Source organism: Acinetobacter haemolyticus (assembly GCF_003323815.1).
GTDB classification, from domain to species: domain Bacteria; phylum Pseudomonadota; class Gammaproteobacteria; order Pseudomonadales; family Moraxellaceae; genus Acinetobacter; species Acinetobacter haemolyticus.
Map to the genome: position 1 here is coordinate 467,541 of NZ_CP030880.1, position 15,067 is coordinate 482,607.

General features: G+C 39.9%; 11 protein-coding genes. 3 read left to right on the plus strand and 8 right to left on the minus strand.

Annotated elements, in window-relative coordinates:
• Nucleotides 1-48: 48 nt before the first annotated feature.
• From DS737_RS02255 to DS737_RS02290, 8 genes are all read right to left on the minus strand, one after another.
• A complete protein-coding gene (locus DS737_RS02255) occupies nucleotides 49-636 on the minus strand; it encodes a tetratricopeptide repeat protein (protein WP_005086775.1) in 588 nt (195 codons plus the stop codon).
• Nucleotides 633-1,226: a methionine biosynthesis protein MetW gene (gene metW, locus DS737_RS02260; RefSeq protein ID WP_005086774.1), complete on the minus strand. Its 594-nt coding sequence runs from the start codon at nucleotides 1,224-1,226 to the stop codon at nucleotides 633-635. The genes DS737_RS02255 and metW overlap by 4 nt, the downstream gene beginning before the upstream one ends.
• Nucleotides 1,226-2,386 carry a homoserine O-succinyltransferase MetX gene (metX, locus tag DS737_RS02265; protein ID WP_005086773.1) on the minus strand — a complete coding sequence of 387 codons (1,161 nt, stop codon included), beginning with the start codon at nucleotides 2,384-2,386 and terminating at the stop codon, nucleotides 1,226-1,228. Before metX ends, metW begins: the two co-directional genes overlap by 1 nt.
• 81 nt (nucleotides 2,387-2,467) lie before the next feature.
• Complete coding sequence (gene leuA / locus DS737_RS02270; protein WP_005086764.1) at nucleotides 2,468-4,162, minus strand: 2-isopropylmalate synthase; 1,695 nt, start codon at nucleotides 4,160-4,162, stop codon at nucleotides 2,468-2,470.
• A gap of 410 nt (nucleotides 4,163-4,572) precedes the next feature.
• Nucleotides 4,573-5,667, minus strand: a complete 1,095-nt coding sequence (locus DS737_RS02275) for an alpha-hydroxy acid oxidase (RefSeq protein ID WP_017395718.1) — start codon at nucleotides 5,665-5,667, stop codon at nucleotides 4,573-4,575.
• Nucleotides 5,667-6,350, minus strand: a complete 684-nt coding sequence (locus tag DS737_RS02280) for a Fe2+-dependent dioxygenase (protein WP_113996665.1) — start codon at nucleotides 6,348-6,350, stop codon at nucleotides 5,667-5,669. The genes DS737_RS02275 and DS737_RS02280 overlap by 1 nt, the downstream gene beginning before the upstream one ends.
• A 96-nt stretch (nucleotides 6,351-6,446) precedes the next feature.
• A complete protein-coding gene (locus tag DS737_RS02285; RefSeq protein ID WP_113996666.1) occupies nucleotides 6,447-8,711 on the minus strand; it encodes a catecholate siderophore receptor Fiu in 2,265 nt (754 codons plus the stop codon).
• Between the two features lie 418 nt (nucleotides 8,712-9,129).
• Nucleotides 9,130-11,322 carry a TonB-dependent receptor domain-containing protein gene (locus DS737_RS02290; RefSeq protein WP_113996667.1) on the minus strand — a complete coding sequence of 731 codons (2,193 nt, stop codon included), beginning with the start codon at nucleotides 11,320-11,322 and terminating at the stop codon, nucleotides 9,130-9,132.
• Between the two features lie 257 nt (nucleotides 11,323-11,579).
• On the opposite strand from DS737_RS02290, the gene tig reads away from it, so the two are divergent.
• The 3 genes from tig to clpX all read left to right on the plus strand — a co-directional run bounded on the left by tig (nucleotide 11,580) and on the right by clpX (nucleotide 15,061).
• Nucleotides 11,580-12,911: a trigger factor gene (gene tig, locus DS737_RS02295; RefSeq protein WP_004640930.1), complete on the plus strand. Its 1,332-nt coding sequence runs from the start codon at nucleotides 11,580-11,582 to the stop codon at nucleotides 12,909-12,911.
• A gap of 206 nt (nucleotides 12,912-13,117) precedes the next feature.
• A complete protein-coding gene (clpP, locus tag DS737_RS02300; RefSeq protein ID WP_004640929.1) occupies nucleotides 13,118-13,723 on the plus strand; it encodes an ATP-dependent Clp endopeptidase proteolytic subunit ClpP in 606 nt (201 codons plus the stop codon).
• Nucleotides 13,724-13,750: 27 nt separating this feature from the next.
• On the plus strand, nucleotides 13,751-15,061 hold the full coding sequence (clpX, locus tag DS737_RS02305; RefSeq protein WP_008941235.1) for an ATP-dependent Clp protease ATP-binding subunit ClpX: 1,311 nt from the start codon (nucleotides 13,751-13,753) through the stop codon (nucleotides 15,059-15,061).
• Nucleotides 15,062-15,067: the final 6 nt, after the last annotated feature.

Here is a 15,067-nt window from a genome sequence, read left to right on the forward strand (position 1 = left end):
CGACTCTCACAAGTCGGTTTTTATATTTTCACTAAATCTTAAAAAAGATTACTGCGCTTGAATCCATTTATCAGCACGGTCACGTGCAGTGCGGATTTGCTCTTGAGTTAAGTTTGCAGCCAAAGCAGTTTTCTTACCTTCAGAAAGACTAATCACTTTAGTATCAAGCATGCCATCACGTGTCGAAAGCTCATACCATTGATAAGCGCCAATATAGTTTTTCTTTTGTTCTTCCATAACCGCAAGATTAAAGCTGGCACGGTTATCACCATTACTTGCTGCTTTTTCAAAATACTTGCGCGCTAATACTTCATCTTTTTTGGTGCCAATGCCATCGGCATACATACGACCAACATTGAGCTGTGCAGCGGAAATACCTTTGTCTGCAGCAGCTTTAAATAAAGCAAACGCTTGTTTCTCATCTTTTGCAACGTCCTTACCATGTTGGTAACGAGTTGCTAAATAAAACTGTGCCCCAGCCTGACCTGCTTTTGCAGCGTTTTGCAATTCACCAATACTCATCACTGAATATCGTGCTGCTTGTGCAGCAACGGATTGCGGTTGAGCAACATAGTCTGCATGCGCTTGTATGCTGATCAGACCAAATAAAAATGTGCTGATTAATGTCTTTTTCATAGAGCGCTCACTCGATAAATTGCGACTTCACCAAATAGGTTCGGCATATGCTTACTGAGCAAACTACCTTGTTGGTCACCATTAACGGCAAGTCGATTAATAATTTTAATCCGATTCTCAGCACATAAGGCTTCAAAGTCACGGAATGTACATAAATGAATATTCGGAGTGTTATACCACATATAAGGTAAAGCCTCCGAAACAGGCATTTTCCCTTTTAATGCAAGAAAAGAACGCGTCTTCCAATATGCAAAATTTGGAAAAGTAATAATTGCTTGCTTACCAACACGCACCATATCACGAAGTAATACATCAGGTGCATCTACAGCTTGCAAAGCTTGTGCCATCACCACAGAGTCAAAAGATTGATCGGCAAAGCGGCTTAAACCTAAGTTTAAGTCCTGTTGGATAATATTTAACCCCCGACTGATGGCAATTGCAATCTTTTCTTGATCAATTTCTAAGCCATAAGCACGAATATTGTGCTGTTTGCTCATATGAGCCAATAATTCGCCATCGCCACAACCTAAGTCTAGCACGCTAGAATTTGGATTAATCCATTTTTCGGCGAGTCGTTGATCTATACGCATTAGTTCAGCTCCTGCGATGTCGATTGCAACTGTTGTTCTCCACCTAAAAATGCACGTAAGGATTTTACATACAGCGGAATTGGGAACAAGAAAGAGTCATGGCCCTGTTCAGCATCAATTTCCAAATAACTCACAGGTTTATGATTATCAATCAAAGCATCAACCAATTCCTGTGAACGGCTTGGACTAAAACGCCAGTCTGTGGTGAATGAAATTACCAAAAATTGACATTTCGGTTGACTCATTGCTTTGGTCAATGAATGCTCATACTCACGAGAGGGGTCAAAATAATCCAAAGCCTTGGTCATAATCAAGTAAGTATTTGCATCAAAATTACGGCTAAATTGTTCGCCTTGGTAACGTAAATAGCTTTCAACCTGGAACTCAACATCAAAACCATACATAAACTTGCCAGATTTTAGATCTCGTCCAAATTTTTGTTTCATGGCTTCTTCTGAGAGGTAAGTGATATGACCAACCATTCGCGCCAAAATCAAGCCCCGTTTTGGATAGCTATCATTCTCTAAATAACGTCCATGATGAAAGTCTGGATCGGACAGAATAGATTGGCGTGCGACTTCATTGAACGCAATATTTTGAGCAGAAAGCTTTGGTGCACTCGCAATAATCGCACATTTCTTTAAACGATCTGGATAATCCAACGACCATTGCAAAGCTTGCATGCCTCCCAATGAACCGCCGATGACAGCGTACCATACATCAATACCAAGACGATCAGAAAGCATGGCTTGGGTCTTTACCCAGTCTCGTACAGTCACGAGAGGGAAGTCAGGGCCATAGGGACGATTTTCATTTTCAGGGTTGGGTGAGATTGGTCCCGTAGAGCCACTACAACCACCGATATTATTCAGTGCAACTACGAAAAAGTGATTGGTATCAATTGCTTTGCCAGGACCAATACAACTGTCCCACCAACCTGCTTTTTTATCATCTTCATGATGATAACCTGCGGCATGATGGTGACCTGATAGGGCATGACAAATTAAGATGGCATTGGAATGATCTGCGTTGAGTGTTCCATAGGTTTCAACCATTAAATCAAAGCGAGGTAATACCCTCCCACACTCAAGTTCTAATGGTGCTTCAAATGAAAATTTTTGTGGTGTGACTAAACCCACTGAATCCGATGGAAAAGACACTGGAATCGTTCGTCCTATAAATCTTTTATCAATAATAAAAAGGATACCAACTCTGGTATCCTTTTTAAACGATTGTTTTTGTTAAACTGCAGCGGCAACCACTTGATCCGTTGTTAACACACCTTGTTCAATCAATCGGTTGGTGCATGCAATAATGGCTTCGATTGATGACGTAACGATGTTGTCATGTACACCTGCACCAAATGCGCTTTTGCCTGTGCCTTTCACTTGGAGTTCAATTAAAGCAAGGGCTTTGGCATTTGCACCAGAACTGATACTACGTTCTTCATAGTTCACAACATCGATTGGCAACTGTAAAGCGTTCAACATTGCAGAGATTGGACCATTACCTTCACCACGTAAGCGTTGAATCTCACCTTCAATTTCAATGTCTAATTCGATGATTTGTGTGCCATTGATATCAGACAACTGATAGTGTTTAGTTTGATAATGGTGGTTTTTAATATCTACATAAGTCTTTTCGAACAATGTCCAAATCTCATGCGCACTGATTTCTGTACCATTTTCATCAGTATGTTGTTGAACGATCTGACTAAACTCAATCTGAACACGACGTGGTAAGGCAACGTTGTAATTCGATTCTAATAAGTATGCAATACCGCCTTTACCTGATTGGCTATTCACACGAATTACCGCATCGTAGTCACGACCCAAGTCTTTCGGATCGATTGGCAAGTAAGGCATATCCCAAATTTCTTCATTTTTCTGGAATTCAAAGCCTTTTTTGATCGCATCTTGGTGCGAACCAGAGAATGCAGTAAAGACTAAATCACCTGCGTATGGATGACGAGGATGAACGGGTAAGCCTGTACATTCTTCAACTGTAGCGATGATTTCATTGATGTTCGAGAAATCCAAATTCGGTGCAACACCTTGGGTGTACATATTCAAAGCAATGGCTGCAACGTCAACGTTACCCGTACGTTCGCCATTTCCAAATACACAGCCTTCAACGCGGTCAGCACCAGCCATAATCGCCAATTCAGATGCTGCGATACCACAACCACGGTCATTATGGCAGTGAACAGAAATGATCACACCATCACGACGCGCCAAGTTGCGATGCATCCATTCAATTTGATCGGCATAGACATTTGGCGTTGACACTTCGACAGTTGCAGGTAAGTTCAAAATCACTTTATTGGTTGGCGATGCTTCCCAAATTTCTGTGACTGCATCACATACATCCTTGGCAACTTCTAATTCTGTTGCAGTGAAACATTCAGGGCTGTATTGAAATACCCATTCAGTTTCAGGATATTGTGCTGCATATTCTTTGACTTTATTGGCTGCATTGATGGCAAGTTGTTTCGCACCATTGACATCGACATTCAAGACTTTTTGACGGAATGTTGGTGAGTTTGAATTATAGATATGCACGATTGCACGCTTTGCGCCCACTAAGGATTCAAAAGTACGTTCAATCAAATGATCACGTGCTTGCACTAAGACTTCAATGTAGACATCTTCTGGGATCAAATCTTCTTCGATCAATTTGCGAGCAAAGTCAAAGTCGATTTGGGATGCAGATGGAAAGCCAATTTCAATATGTTTAAAACCAATTTTCACCAACATATGGAACATTTTTAATTTTTGTTCCATATTCATCGGTTCAAAAATCGCTTGGTTACCGTCACGAAGATCGGTACTCATCCAAATTGGCGCTTGGTTAATTTCATTATTTGGCCATTGACGGTCTGGTAAATCCACACGTTGATACATACGGCGGTATTTTTTACTTGGATCTGCCAACATTTTGCTAACTCCTTGTCATAGCAGGGGTTGCAAACTCAGCGTAAATGCAACGTGCTACTTTATATATGGTGTCTATTCGAAATAATTTAAAGAGAATCTGTGTCGAGTACCTAAAAATTTAGGTCAAAAAAGTTATATGCGCGCGAGGCGCAGCATCAGGAGAGCAGCGAGATGTTTTTTATGAGACGGATGGATAAAGCCGCGATTTGTTTTCATCATCTACCATTCAACGCAGTTATTAGGTTGTGTTGCTATATTAATCACGTAATAGAAAACAGTCTAGGTGAAAATACAGGCAACTGCAAAGGTCTATCTAAATCTATAAGGCATTTTAATTTGTATCAACAAGAAATAATTTCCTATTTTTGCGCTAAATAGAAAAATAATGAAAATATTTACCGAGATATCGGCTAATCTCGGTAAATAAAATCTTGGTTAATCTCATTTATGCTCGCTGTTCCCATCAGTGCCATGGTAATTTCTAATTCTTCTTTTAAAACTTTTAAGACATGTGCGACGCCTAAAGCCCCTGCCGTTGCCAAACCATAGATATATGGACGGCCAACCAATACTGCATTTGCGCCTAACGCAATCGCTTTAAAAATATCAGAACCACGACGAATGCCGCCATCGATTAATAAAGGATAATGTTCAGGAACTACACTCCTGATTTTTTGTAATGCAATAAGTGGTGGGATAGTACCATCCAAAACTCGTCCACCATGATTAGAGATCACTAAGCCAGCAACCCCATACTCTACAGCTTTTTTTGCATCGGCAGGATGCAGGACACCTTTAAGTAGTACAGGTAAATGTGTGTTTTCAACCACCCAAGCGATATCTTCCCAGACGGGTGCAAGTCGCATCAATGTTTGAAAAATTGAATGCGGCTGACTGAAATCTTGTTTATGGGGAGGGGAATGAGGGTGTACTAAATCGGTTGGTAGGTAAAAATTTGCTTTACGCTCTCGATCTCGAATGCCGGTATGAGGCGCATCGACAGTGATCACAATGGCTTTATAGTCATGTTGTTCCGCAGTTTTGATCAAATTTAAGGATTGTGCTCGGTCACCTTGCCAATACAGCTGAAACCATTTATACGGATTTTGGTGATTTAGATCAGCCATGTGAGTGTTGGTGAGATGGCTTAAGATTAAATTACTTTGCATCACTTGTGCGGCAAGTGCAGTTGCTTGCTCAGCTTGAGGATGAAACAGGGCTTGATGACCAACGGGCGCTAAAAAAATCGGATGTGGATAGTCCAATCCGAATAAATTTAACTGGGTAGTTGCTTGTGTTAAATCCTTTAAATGACGAGGGATGAGTCGAATATTTTTGAACTGTTGTTGATTTTCCTGAAGGCTTTGTTCATACATTGCACCGCCTTGTAAATAGTGCCATGTCGGCTCAGCGATATGATGCTGTGCTTGTAATTCATAATCTAAGACACTTTGTAGATGTGCAGGAATCTCAGTGAAAGGGGGTAAAGGGGAGGTCGGTGTCATTATAAATCTCCCCATTGTCTCAACAAATTATGATAATGACTTGTGAGCGCAACCACCTCTTCTGAATCTCCGAGTTGTTGCCTTAATTTTAAAATGGTCATGTCTAAATTAAAGAGCATGCTTCTTTGCCAATCATCTCTGACCATACTTTGAATCCAAGTGAATGCAGCAATACGGCTTCCTTGGGTAACGGGTTCAACACGATGTAAGCTGGTAGCAGGATATAGAATCGCGTCGCCTGCATCTAATTTAACTTCATGGCTACCATACGTATCTTCAACAATCAGTTCGCCACCTTCATATTCATCAGGTTCGGATAAAAAAACCGTGATGGACACATCTGTTCGAATGGCTTGTCCTGTGATTGATGAATGTTGAATAGCACCGTCTACATGATTGCCGTAATGTCCTTGGTTTTGATAGCAGTTGAACATCGGCAGTAAAATCTGTCGTGGCAGTGCGGCAGAACGTAATAAAAGATTATGTTGTAAAGCTTGATGTACCGATTGACTTAATAAAGAATAAAGGTCGCTTTGTATATCAATTTGTAAATTATTTTTTGTTTGCTGCGCCTGTGCACCAGCACTTTGTGCGCCATTCATCCAAGAAGATGATTGCTGAATTTGTTGGCGAATGTCTAAAACCTGTTGTTTATTTAATAATTCAGGAATATGCAGCATCATATTTAATTTATCCAAAAAATACAGCCTGTCGAAAAAGTATAACTTCTTTGACAGGCTGATCGCATCTATTCAAATCTAATTTTCGAAATCAATCGCTTAGAATTTATAGTTGAAGGTTAAGGCTGCTGAACGTGGTTGACCTAGAACAAAACGGCTACCACCATTGTTTAATGCACTGATGTATTCCTTGTCAGCCAAGTTGTATACATTGAGGTTTACTGAGGCATTTTTGTTAAAGGCATAACCCGCCATCGCATCAAATACGACATAAGATGGAACTTTTGGCATATTCGCTGGCGCAGTGCTGTCAGTCACCACACGTTTTTGTTCATCGACATAGCGTGCACCTAAACCAACTTTAAAGCCTGCAATATCATAGGTAGTCCATAGTGACGCTGTCCAGTCAGGAGACCAACGAACAGAATCAGTTGTTGTAACTGTTGTTACACCTGTTGTTGCATTGGTACTTATGCTTCGTTGATCTTTTTGCTTGGCTTTCATGTGAGCAACGCCAGCAGAAATATTCCATGCATCGGTAATTTGCCCCACTACACCAAGTTCAACACCTTTAACTTGAGTTTTTCCTTCTTGAAGGGATTCTTTTGTAATAGGGTCTTGAGTAAATTGGTTTTCATTTTCAGTGTGATAAACCGCACCAGTCAATGCCAGTTTATTCTTTAACACATCCCATTTTCCACCAATTTCATAGTGATGTGTTTCCTGTGGTTTTCCACGAGGGTTATTGGCAGCTTGTGTGCCTGATGATGCATCAGAAAGGCTGAAGTTAGCGCTTCCTGGAGGTGTTAAAGATTTGGCATAAGATGCATAGACACTGCTATTTTCGGTTGGTTTAAATAAGCTACCAAGTTTCCAACTCACCAAGGTGTCGTGCGCTTTCAAATCGGTTGGGGTTTCTACTCCTGTAGCGGCAGCGATAGTGAGCGCATCATAAGTGGTGTGATAGTAGTCTATACGTACACCACCATTAAATTGTAAGCGATTATCTAGGAGTTTAATTGTGTCGAATAAATATGCAGCGGCTGTTTGAGTCTCACCGTCACCATAAGCCCCTGTGTAGACCAGTTTTGGCATAACATCATGGTGATTTGGATTATACAAGTTCGCTGGCGGTGGAGTTACGGTAGCTTGCCCAGGCATTTGAGTTGCTAAAGTACGAGATATCTGTTGCTCTTGTAAAAACTCTAAACCTGCAACAAGATCATGCTCGATGATCCCTGTTTTAAAGTTAAAATTTAAGGCTGAAATATTGGCCAAGATTTTATTTTCTTGATCAACACCTTGATGTGAGCGCGCAATGGTCCAGTCTTTTGGATTGCTAGAACCATTTTTATTGATCGCGTTTATTCCTGTTAAGGCACGATTCATTTGTGATTTTGCATAACGCGTTGTGTTAGTAAATTTGATATTTTCACCAAAATCACTCTCAATTTTTGCAGAGATCATATCGGCTTCAATATCTTCGAAGTCATTCACGTTGCCATAATAATTTGAACGATCTACAGCACGGGCTTTGTTGATTTCAGCATCCGCATTATAGAAACCTTTGATACCAATAGTAGGGATGCCTCCATCTGGAATGTTGTTTTGACGAATATGTTGAGAATACAAGTAAAAACGGGTATCAGAGTTCAAACCGAAAGCAATCGATGGAGCTATAGCCCAACCATTATTTTCAACTACATCACGCCCCTCAACACCGCCGTCTTGCCCCATCGCATTCAAGCGAATCGCTATACTGTCATTGATGACTTGATTGATATCTGCTGTTAAGCGTGCATTTTCGGCTGTATTGTAACGAGCAGAAACTTCACTGCTATTTTCGGCTTTAGGCAATTTACTAACCAGATTGATATATCCAGAAGCTGAGCCACGACCAGCCTCGGCACCAGAAGGACCTTTTACAACTTCGATTTGTTCAAGATTGAAAACGTCACGGCTAACCGCTCCGAGATCACGTATTCCATCTACATAGGTTGAAGTTTGAGTAGAAAAGCCACGCATTTGGAATGTGTCACCTGCGCTAGTATTTCCATTTTCACCCATTTGCAAGGTGATACCAGGGGTGTTGCGCAAAGCTTCTATTAACGATGCAGCACCTTGTTCTTGTAATAATTCTTTTTTAATCACTTGGATTGTTTGTGGAGTATCTACTAAAGGTTGCGTATATTTTGGTGAGCTGACGGCTTCTGCTTTATAGTTATTTTCAGCATTCACTTTAATAATAGGAAGTTGGGTTGTACTTTCATTGGCATGTGCTGTGTGTGCAGCAAACGGTAAGCTTGCCGCGAGTGCGACTAAAGGAGTGGTACGGAGGTGTTTACGACTTTTTATCTTAGCCATTGAGAGAACCCCTAAACAAGTAGTGAATGACTGAACGTTCGACAGAGGAATACTTTTACGAACAATGCGGTAAAAGTGAAGAAATTGTTAAACTATGTAACAGGTTGTGCGAAGTTTAGTGATAATTATTATCGTTATCAATAGCTTTAACTGGTGTAAAAGAGGATGTATATGCTTAGTGATTTGATATTTAATACTATTTTTTAAAATTGGTATTAATGATTAATAAACATATAAAGTGGTAATGTAGTGATTGTTAAATATAATTAACTGATATTTATTATTTTTATTTTTTAATTTTAAAGTAGTTGTCTTGTGAATTTCTCAGAAATTCTAACGCGGTTTGCAAAATTTTATCACAGGGTACACATTAAAGAACCTGCATTTGCAGGTTCTTTAAGCTTAACTGATGATTTTCTTAGAAATCATAAGATATAGATAACCAATAGTTACGACCTGATAGGTAGGTGCCTGACATACTTGAGCTGATTTGCATGTAGTCATAATAAGAGGCAGGATTACCCTGAGCATCTATATATGAACCATTACTGCTAAAATCTTTGTCAAGTAAATTGTTAACAGAACCATTAAAACGTAATTGATCATTAACGCTGTAACTGGCACCTAAGTTGAATAAATTATAGCCTTTTAGTTTGTTATTGGTTGCATTGTAAATAATGGCGGCATCACCGGTAGTTTGCTCAGTATCGTAACGCTTACGATCTGACTTGTATTCATGCTGCAACCATAAATCAAATGCATCATTGATATGCCAAGTTGAGGTCATGTTAAATGCATTCTTGGGTACGTTACTTAGGTATGAACCTTTGTTTTTACCTTTGGTAATTTCTGATTCCATGTAGGTATATGCAGCTTTAATGTCCCATTCTGGAATAATGCTATATTTGAGGCTAAGTTCAATACCTTTGGTTTCTGCTTCATCCGCATTGATTTTTTGGTTAAAGCTATTTTGGGTAATATGTGAACCATAACTCACACAACCTGGTTGATTCGGATTTGTTGCAGAAGAACAATTTAATAATTCTGGCCCATCTGTAATCAGGTTCTTTATCTTATTAAAGAACGCTGTAGTGGTAAGGTCTAAATTGCCATTGTTATAATTAAACCCAAGCTCATAGTTGGTTGATTCTTCTGGTTTTAAGTTTGGGGACCCCACATTAAAAGAGGTTCCTTGTCCAGTGATACTGATAATACCATTGTGAAGATCTTTGGCTGAAGGCGCCTTGTAGCCTGTGCTGACACCACCTTTTAGTGTCAAGTTGTCATTTGCGTTCCAGACTAGGTAAGCACGTGGGCTAAATTGACCACCGAACCCAGAGTGATCTTCATAACGACCACCAAGAGTGAAACCGAGATTTTCGAGAATACGCCATTCATCTTCAGCATAGACAGAGAAAGAATCTTTTTTGAATATAGAGCCAAAGCCAGCTATGTCATCTGCAATTTTAGCCTCTTTATATTCAGCACCAACCGTTAACTTATGATCAGCAATTGGCAAAACCACATGCGAGTCTGCAACTAAATCAGTATTTTTTAGTGTACGATCCTGACCTGCTGAGGCATTTCCAGGGAAAGTATTATGTGGGATTGTACGTCCAACTGTTTCAGTTTGGGTTTGGCTAACATAGGAGGTCCATTGACCAAAACTATAGTCACCGTCATGACCTAAAGCAATCTGATCACGTTTAAACTCTAATTTATCTTTATAGCCTGTAGCGCCCAGTTCCGTTGCACCTCTTGGTACGGTCGTCCAATCTTGTGTACCTAAACGGCTATCATCGTTTTTATAAGTTTGATTTGAGTGAAAGCCATCTATCCAAAAGCTATTTTGATCATTCAATTTAAATGATAATTTTCCACCAACATCATAAATGTCTGCTTCGCTTGGGCGTGGATCACGACCTGACGTGCCTGGAACACGTTCCGACTTTTGGCGATCTAAATAAGAACCACGTAGTTGTACGCCAAGTTTATCCTGAATAATTGGACCATTGACGACTAAGCTGGTTTTCCAGGAGTCGGCTTCACCGCCATGTTCCATCACATTGCCACTTACTGTGACATTGCCATTCCATTCATTGCTAATCTTTTTGGTAATAATGTTAATCACACCACCCATTGCTTCAGAGCCATAGCGTGTAGCCATTGGTCCTCGAATCACTTCAATGCGTTCAATAGAAGCCAACGGTGGTAAAAAACCATTAGCGGATTCACCAAAACCATTTGGTGTCACGTCTGAAGAGGTGGTTTGGCGACGACCATCAATCAGAATTAGACTGTATTCATTTCCCAAACCCCGCATTTTAATATTTAAGCCAGAGGTCTTACCGATACCATCACGGATATCGATACCAGGAATATCAGTAAGTAGATCTGCAATGCTGGTCGCATTTTTCTTTTCAATATCTTCTTTTGTTACGACACTAATAGAAGCGGGTGCATTTCTAATATCTTGCTCGTAACCTGCAGCTGAAACCACGATAGTTGATAATTGATGTGTCGTCGTTGGTTCAGCGTTATTGGCATAGACGGCCCCAGATACAAGAGCGAGAAGAGCAGCAGAAAGAGGGTGAGGATTGAACCTTGCCATAATTTAAAAAATCCCTAAATAAAAATAAAAGTCACGAGAATGTGGGTGATATATAGATGTAGTAATGATAATGATAAAACTTATCATTAACAACAAAAAGAAACATTGTTTTAAGTTTGATTTAAGAATCTTAATAAATTAGGGTGGGTGGGCAGATAAAGTGACTTTTTCATCATCTAATTTTGTATATCTGAAAAGTTGTCATATAATGTGGCACTTTAAAAAATTGTTACTACTAACTAAATATCGAGGAAGCCATGCAAGTAACGACTGAAGCGGTTTCGGGCGTTGCCCGTCGTTTAAATGTTTCTGTACCGACGAGCCGTGTTAACGAGCAATTTGAAGCTCGCTTAAAACGCACTGCCAAAACTGTGAAGATCAACGGCTTCCGTCCAGGTAAGGTGCCTTTAAATGTTGTTCGCCGTGAATATGGTGCAAGCATTTATCAAGAAGTTGTAAATGACGTCATCCGTGACACTGTTTTCGAAGCAATTCAACAAGAGAAAATCAATGCTGTCGGTATGCCGAACATTGAGAAAGTGGAAAACAAAGATGATGCTTTAGTTTATGAAGCAACTGTTGAAGTTTATCCAGAAGTAGAAGTGAAAGCTTTTGCTGACTTAGAAGTTGAACGTAAGTCATCAGAAATCAATGATAAAGACGTTGATGTAATGATTGAAAACTTGCAAAAGCAGCGTGCTTCTTGGACTGAAACCAAAGGCATGGCGAAAAAAGACATGCAAGTGACTTTCGACTTTGAAGGTACAGTTGATGGTGAGAAGTTTGAAGGTGGTGCTGCTGAAGACTTTAAACTTGTTCTTGGTTCAGGTCGTATGATTCCAGGTTTTGAAGATGGCATCATCGGCATGAAAAAAGGCGAAGAGAAAGTGATTGATGTTACTTTCCCTGAAGACTATCAAGCTGAAAACTTGGCTGGTAAAGCAGCTCAATTCAAAATCACTGTAAAGCTTGTTGAAAAACAAAAGCTTCCAGAGATTGATGCTGAGTTCTTAAAAATCTTTGGTTTAACTGAAGAAGAAGGCTTAGACAAATTAAAAGCTGACGTTCGTAAGAATATGGAACGTGAAGTTCGCAATGGTCTTCGTAACCAAGTAAAACAAGCGGCATTTGATGCACTTGTTGCTGCAAACGAAATTGAAGTTCCAGCTTCTATGGTTGCTCAAGAAATTGACCGTCAACGTCAACAAATGATCCAACAATTCACTCAGCAGTTTGGTGCTCAAGGCGCAGGTGCATTTGACAGCAGCATGCTTCCTGATGAATTGTTCAAAGAACAAGCTGAGAAATCAGTTAAGCTAGGCGTATTGGTAAGCAAAGTATTGGCTGATGCTAAACTTGAAGTTGATCAAGCACGTGTTGATGCTTATATCGATGACATGGCTTCTTCTTATGAAGATCCAACAGAAGTTGTTGAATACTTCAAAAATGACAAACAACAACGCGCTCAAATTGAAGCTGTTGTGTTAGAAGATCAAGTGGTTGATCACATTTTAGCTGCTGCTAAAGTAACTGATGTTGCGATCAGTTATGAAGACTTATTGAAAGAACAACAAGCTCGCCGTGGCTAATTTTTCAAAAGTTCTGAAGAAAGGCGCGTAAGCGCCTTTTTTTATCTGTCTTTGTCTCTGTTATGAATGTGTTAATTTGTCGAAAAATTGCCAAAAATCAGCTGAAATAATCGAATAATTCAGAGTGAACCTTTTGCAATTTCATCGATTATCCCTCATATTGTTGGCATAGACCGAGTCACAATAATTTAGGAATAAATAAACGTATGTATGTTCCAACAATTGAAAATGCTTTAGTTCCTGTTGTCGTTGAGCAATCATCTCGTGGTGAACGTTCATTTGATATTTTTTCACGTTTATTACGTGAGCGCGTTATTTTCTTAACGGGCGAAGTTGAAGATAACATGGCAAACCTAATCGTTGCACAAATGTTATTCTTAGAAGCAGAGAACCCTGAAAAAGATATTCACCTTTATATTAATTCACCAGGTGGCTCAGTCACTGCGGGTATGGCGATTTATGACACCATGCAGTTTATTAAACCTGATGTTGTGACTTATTGTATGGGACAAGCAGCATCTATGGGTGCATTCTTGTTAAATGCAGGTGCAAAAGGTAAACGTTATTGTCTTGAAAATGCACGTGTCATGATTCACCAACCATTAGGTGGCTTCCGTGGTCAAGCTTCTGACATCGAAATCCATGCACGTGAGATTTTATTTATCAAAGAGCGTTTGAATCGTTTGATGGCTGAGCATAGTGGGCAAGACTATGAAACAGTGGCTCGTGATACTGATCGTGATAACTTCATGACAGCGCAAGCGGCGAAAGAATATGGTTTAGTTGATCAAGTATTAAGTAAGCGTCCGTAATTTTAAAGATTTAGAATTGGAGTAAATATGTCCGAACATCCTCAAGGACAAAAACATTGTTCATTTTGCGGTAAAACGCAGTCTGAAGTCGGGAAACTGATTGCAGGTGAGGACGCATATATTTGTAATGAGTGTGTGGATGTCTGCATGGACTTGGTTCAAACGAGTCAACAAGTTGAGGCAGGTGATTGGGCGAGTAAACCTTTGCCTAAGCCGCATGAAATACGTGCTGCCTTGGATCAGTATGTTATTGGACAAGATATCGCTAAGAAAACCTTATCTGTTGCAGTGTACAACCACTACAAGCGTTTAAAAGCAGGGCAGTCAGGTCATACACATAAAGAGATTGAGATTGCGAAAAGTAATATTTTGCTGATTGGACCTACAGGTTCAGGTAAAACTTTACTTGCACAAACACTTGCACGTTTACTCGATGTTCCTTTTGCAATGGCTGATGCAACTACATTAACCGAAGCTGGTTATGTAGGGGAAGATGTTGAAAACATTGTACAAAAGCTTTTGCAAAAAGCTGATTATGATGTTGAGAAAGCGCAAAAAGGAATCATCTATATTGATGAGATTGATAAGATTACGCGTAAATCTGAAAATCCATCGATTACCCGTGATGTGTCTGGTGAAGGCGTACAGCAAGCGTTATTAAAAATGATTGAAGGTACGGTTGCTTCTATTCCTCCACAAGGTGGCCGTAAACATCCTCAGCAAGAATTCATTCAGATTGATACTGCAAATATTTTGTTTATTTGTGGTGGTGCGTTCTCTGGTTTAGAAAAAATTGTCCAGCAGCGTCAAGAAAAAGGTGGAATTGGTTTCACCGCTGATGTGAAAAACAAAGATGACAGTAAAAAAGTCTCTGAACTATTCCGTCAGGTGGAAGCAACAGATCTTGTGAAGTTTGGTTTGATTCCAGAATTCATTGGTCGTTTACCTGTGATTGCAACATTAGAGGAACTTGATGAAGAGGCATTAATGCAGATTCTGACAGAACCGAAAAATGCATTAACTCGTCAATACCAGTATTTGTTTACGATGGAAGATGTAGATCTAGTCTTCGAAGAGTCAGCTTTACGTGCGGTGGCGAAGAAAGCATTAGAACGTAATACAGGGGCTCGCGGTCTGCGTTCTATCTTGGAAAATGTACTGCTTGAAACGATGTATGATTTACCGAGTCGTTCAGATGTGGGTACTGTGATTGTTGATGAAGCTGTGATCAATGGAACAGCGAAGCCGAAGTTTAAGGCTGAGCGCTTACCTCAAACGACCAGTGCAGAAACAGTTGAAAAGAAAGACTTAAAGGTGATTGATTCCAAATCAGCGTAATCCTGA

Excerpts from the sequence above, each read along its gene's own strand:
- DS737_RS02255 (WP_005086775.1), bottom strand. The coding sequence starts at position 636 with ATGAAAAAGACATTAATCAGCACATTTTTATTTGGTCTGATCAGCATA.
- metW (WP_005086774.1), bottom strand. The coding sequence starts at position 1,226 with ATGCGTATAGATCAACGACTCGCCGAAAAATGGATTAATCCAAATTCT.
- leuA (WP_005086764.1), bottom strand. The coding sequence starts at position 4,162 with ATGTTGGCAGATCCAAGTAAAAAATACCGCCGTATGTATCAACGTGTG.
- DS737_RS02275 (WP_017395718.1), bottom strand. The coding sequence starts at position 5,667 with ATGACACCGACCTCCCCTTTACCCCCTTTCACTGAGATTCCTGCACAT.
- DS737_RS02280 (WP_113996665.1), bottom strand. The coding sequence starts at position 6,350 with ATGATGCTGCATATTCCTGAATTATTAAATAAACAACAGGTTTTAGAC.
- DS737_RS02285 (WP_113996666.1), bottom strand. The coding sequence starts at position 8,711 with ATGGCTAAGATAAAAAGTCGTAAACACCTCCGTACCACTCCTTTAGTC.
- DS737_RS02290 (WP_113996667.1), bottom strand. The coding sequence starts at position 11,322 with ATGGCAAGGTTCAATCCTCACCCTCTTTCTGCTGCTCTTCTCGCTCTT.
- tig (WP_004640930.1), top strand. The coding sequence starts at position 11,580 with ATGCAAGTAACGACTGAAGCGGTTTCGGGCGTTGCCCGTCGTTTAAAT.
- clpP (WP_004640929.1), top strand. The coding sequence starts at position 13,118 with ATGTATGTTCCAACAATTGAAAATGCTTTAGTTCCTGTTGTCGTTGAG.
- clpX (WP_008941235.1), top strand. The coding sequence starts at position 13,751 with ATGTCCGAACATCCTCAAGGACAAAAACATTGTTCATTTTGCGGTAAA.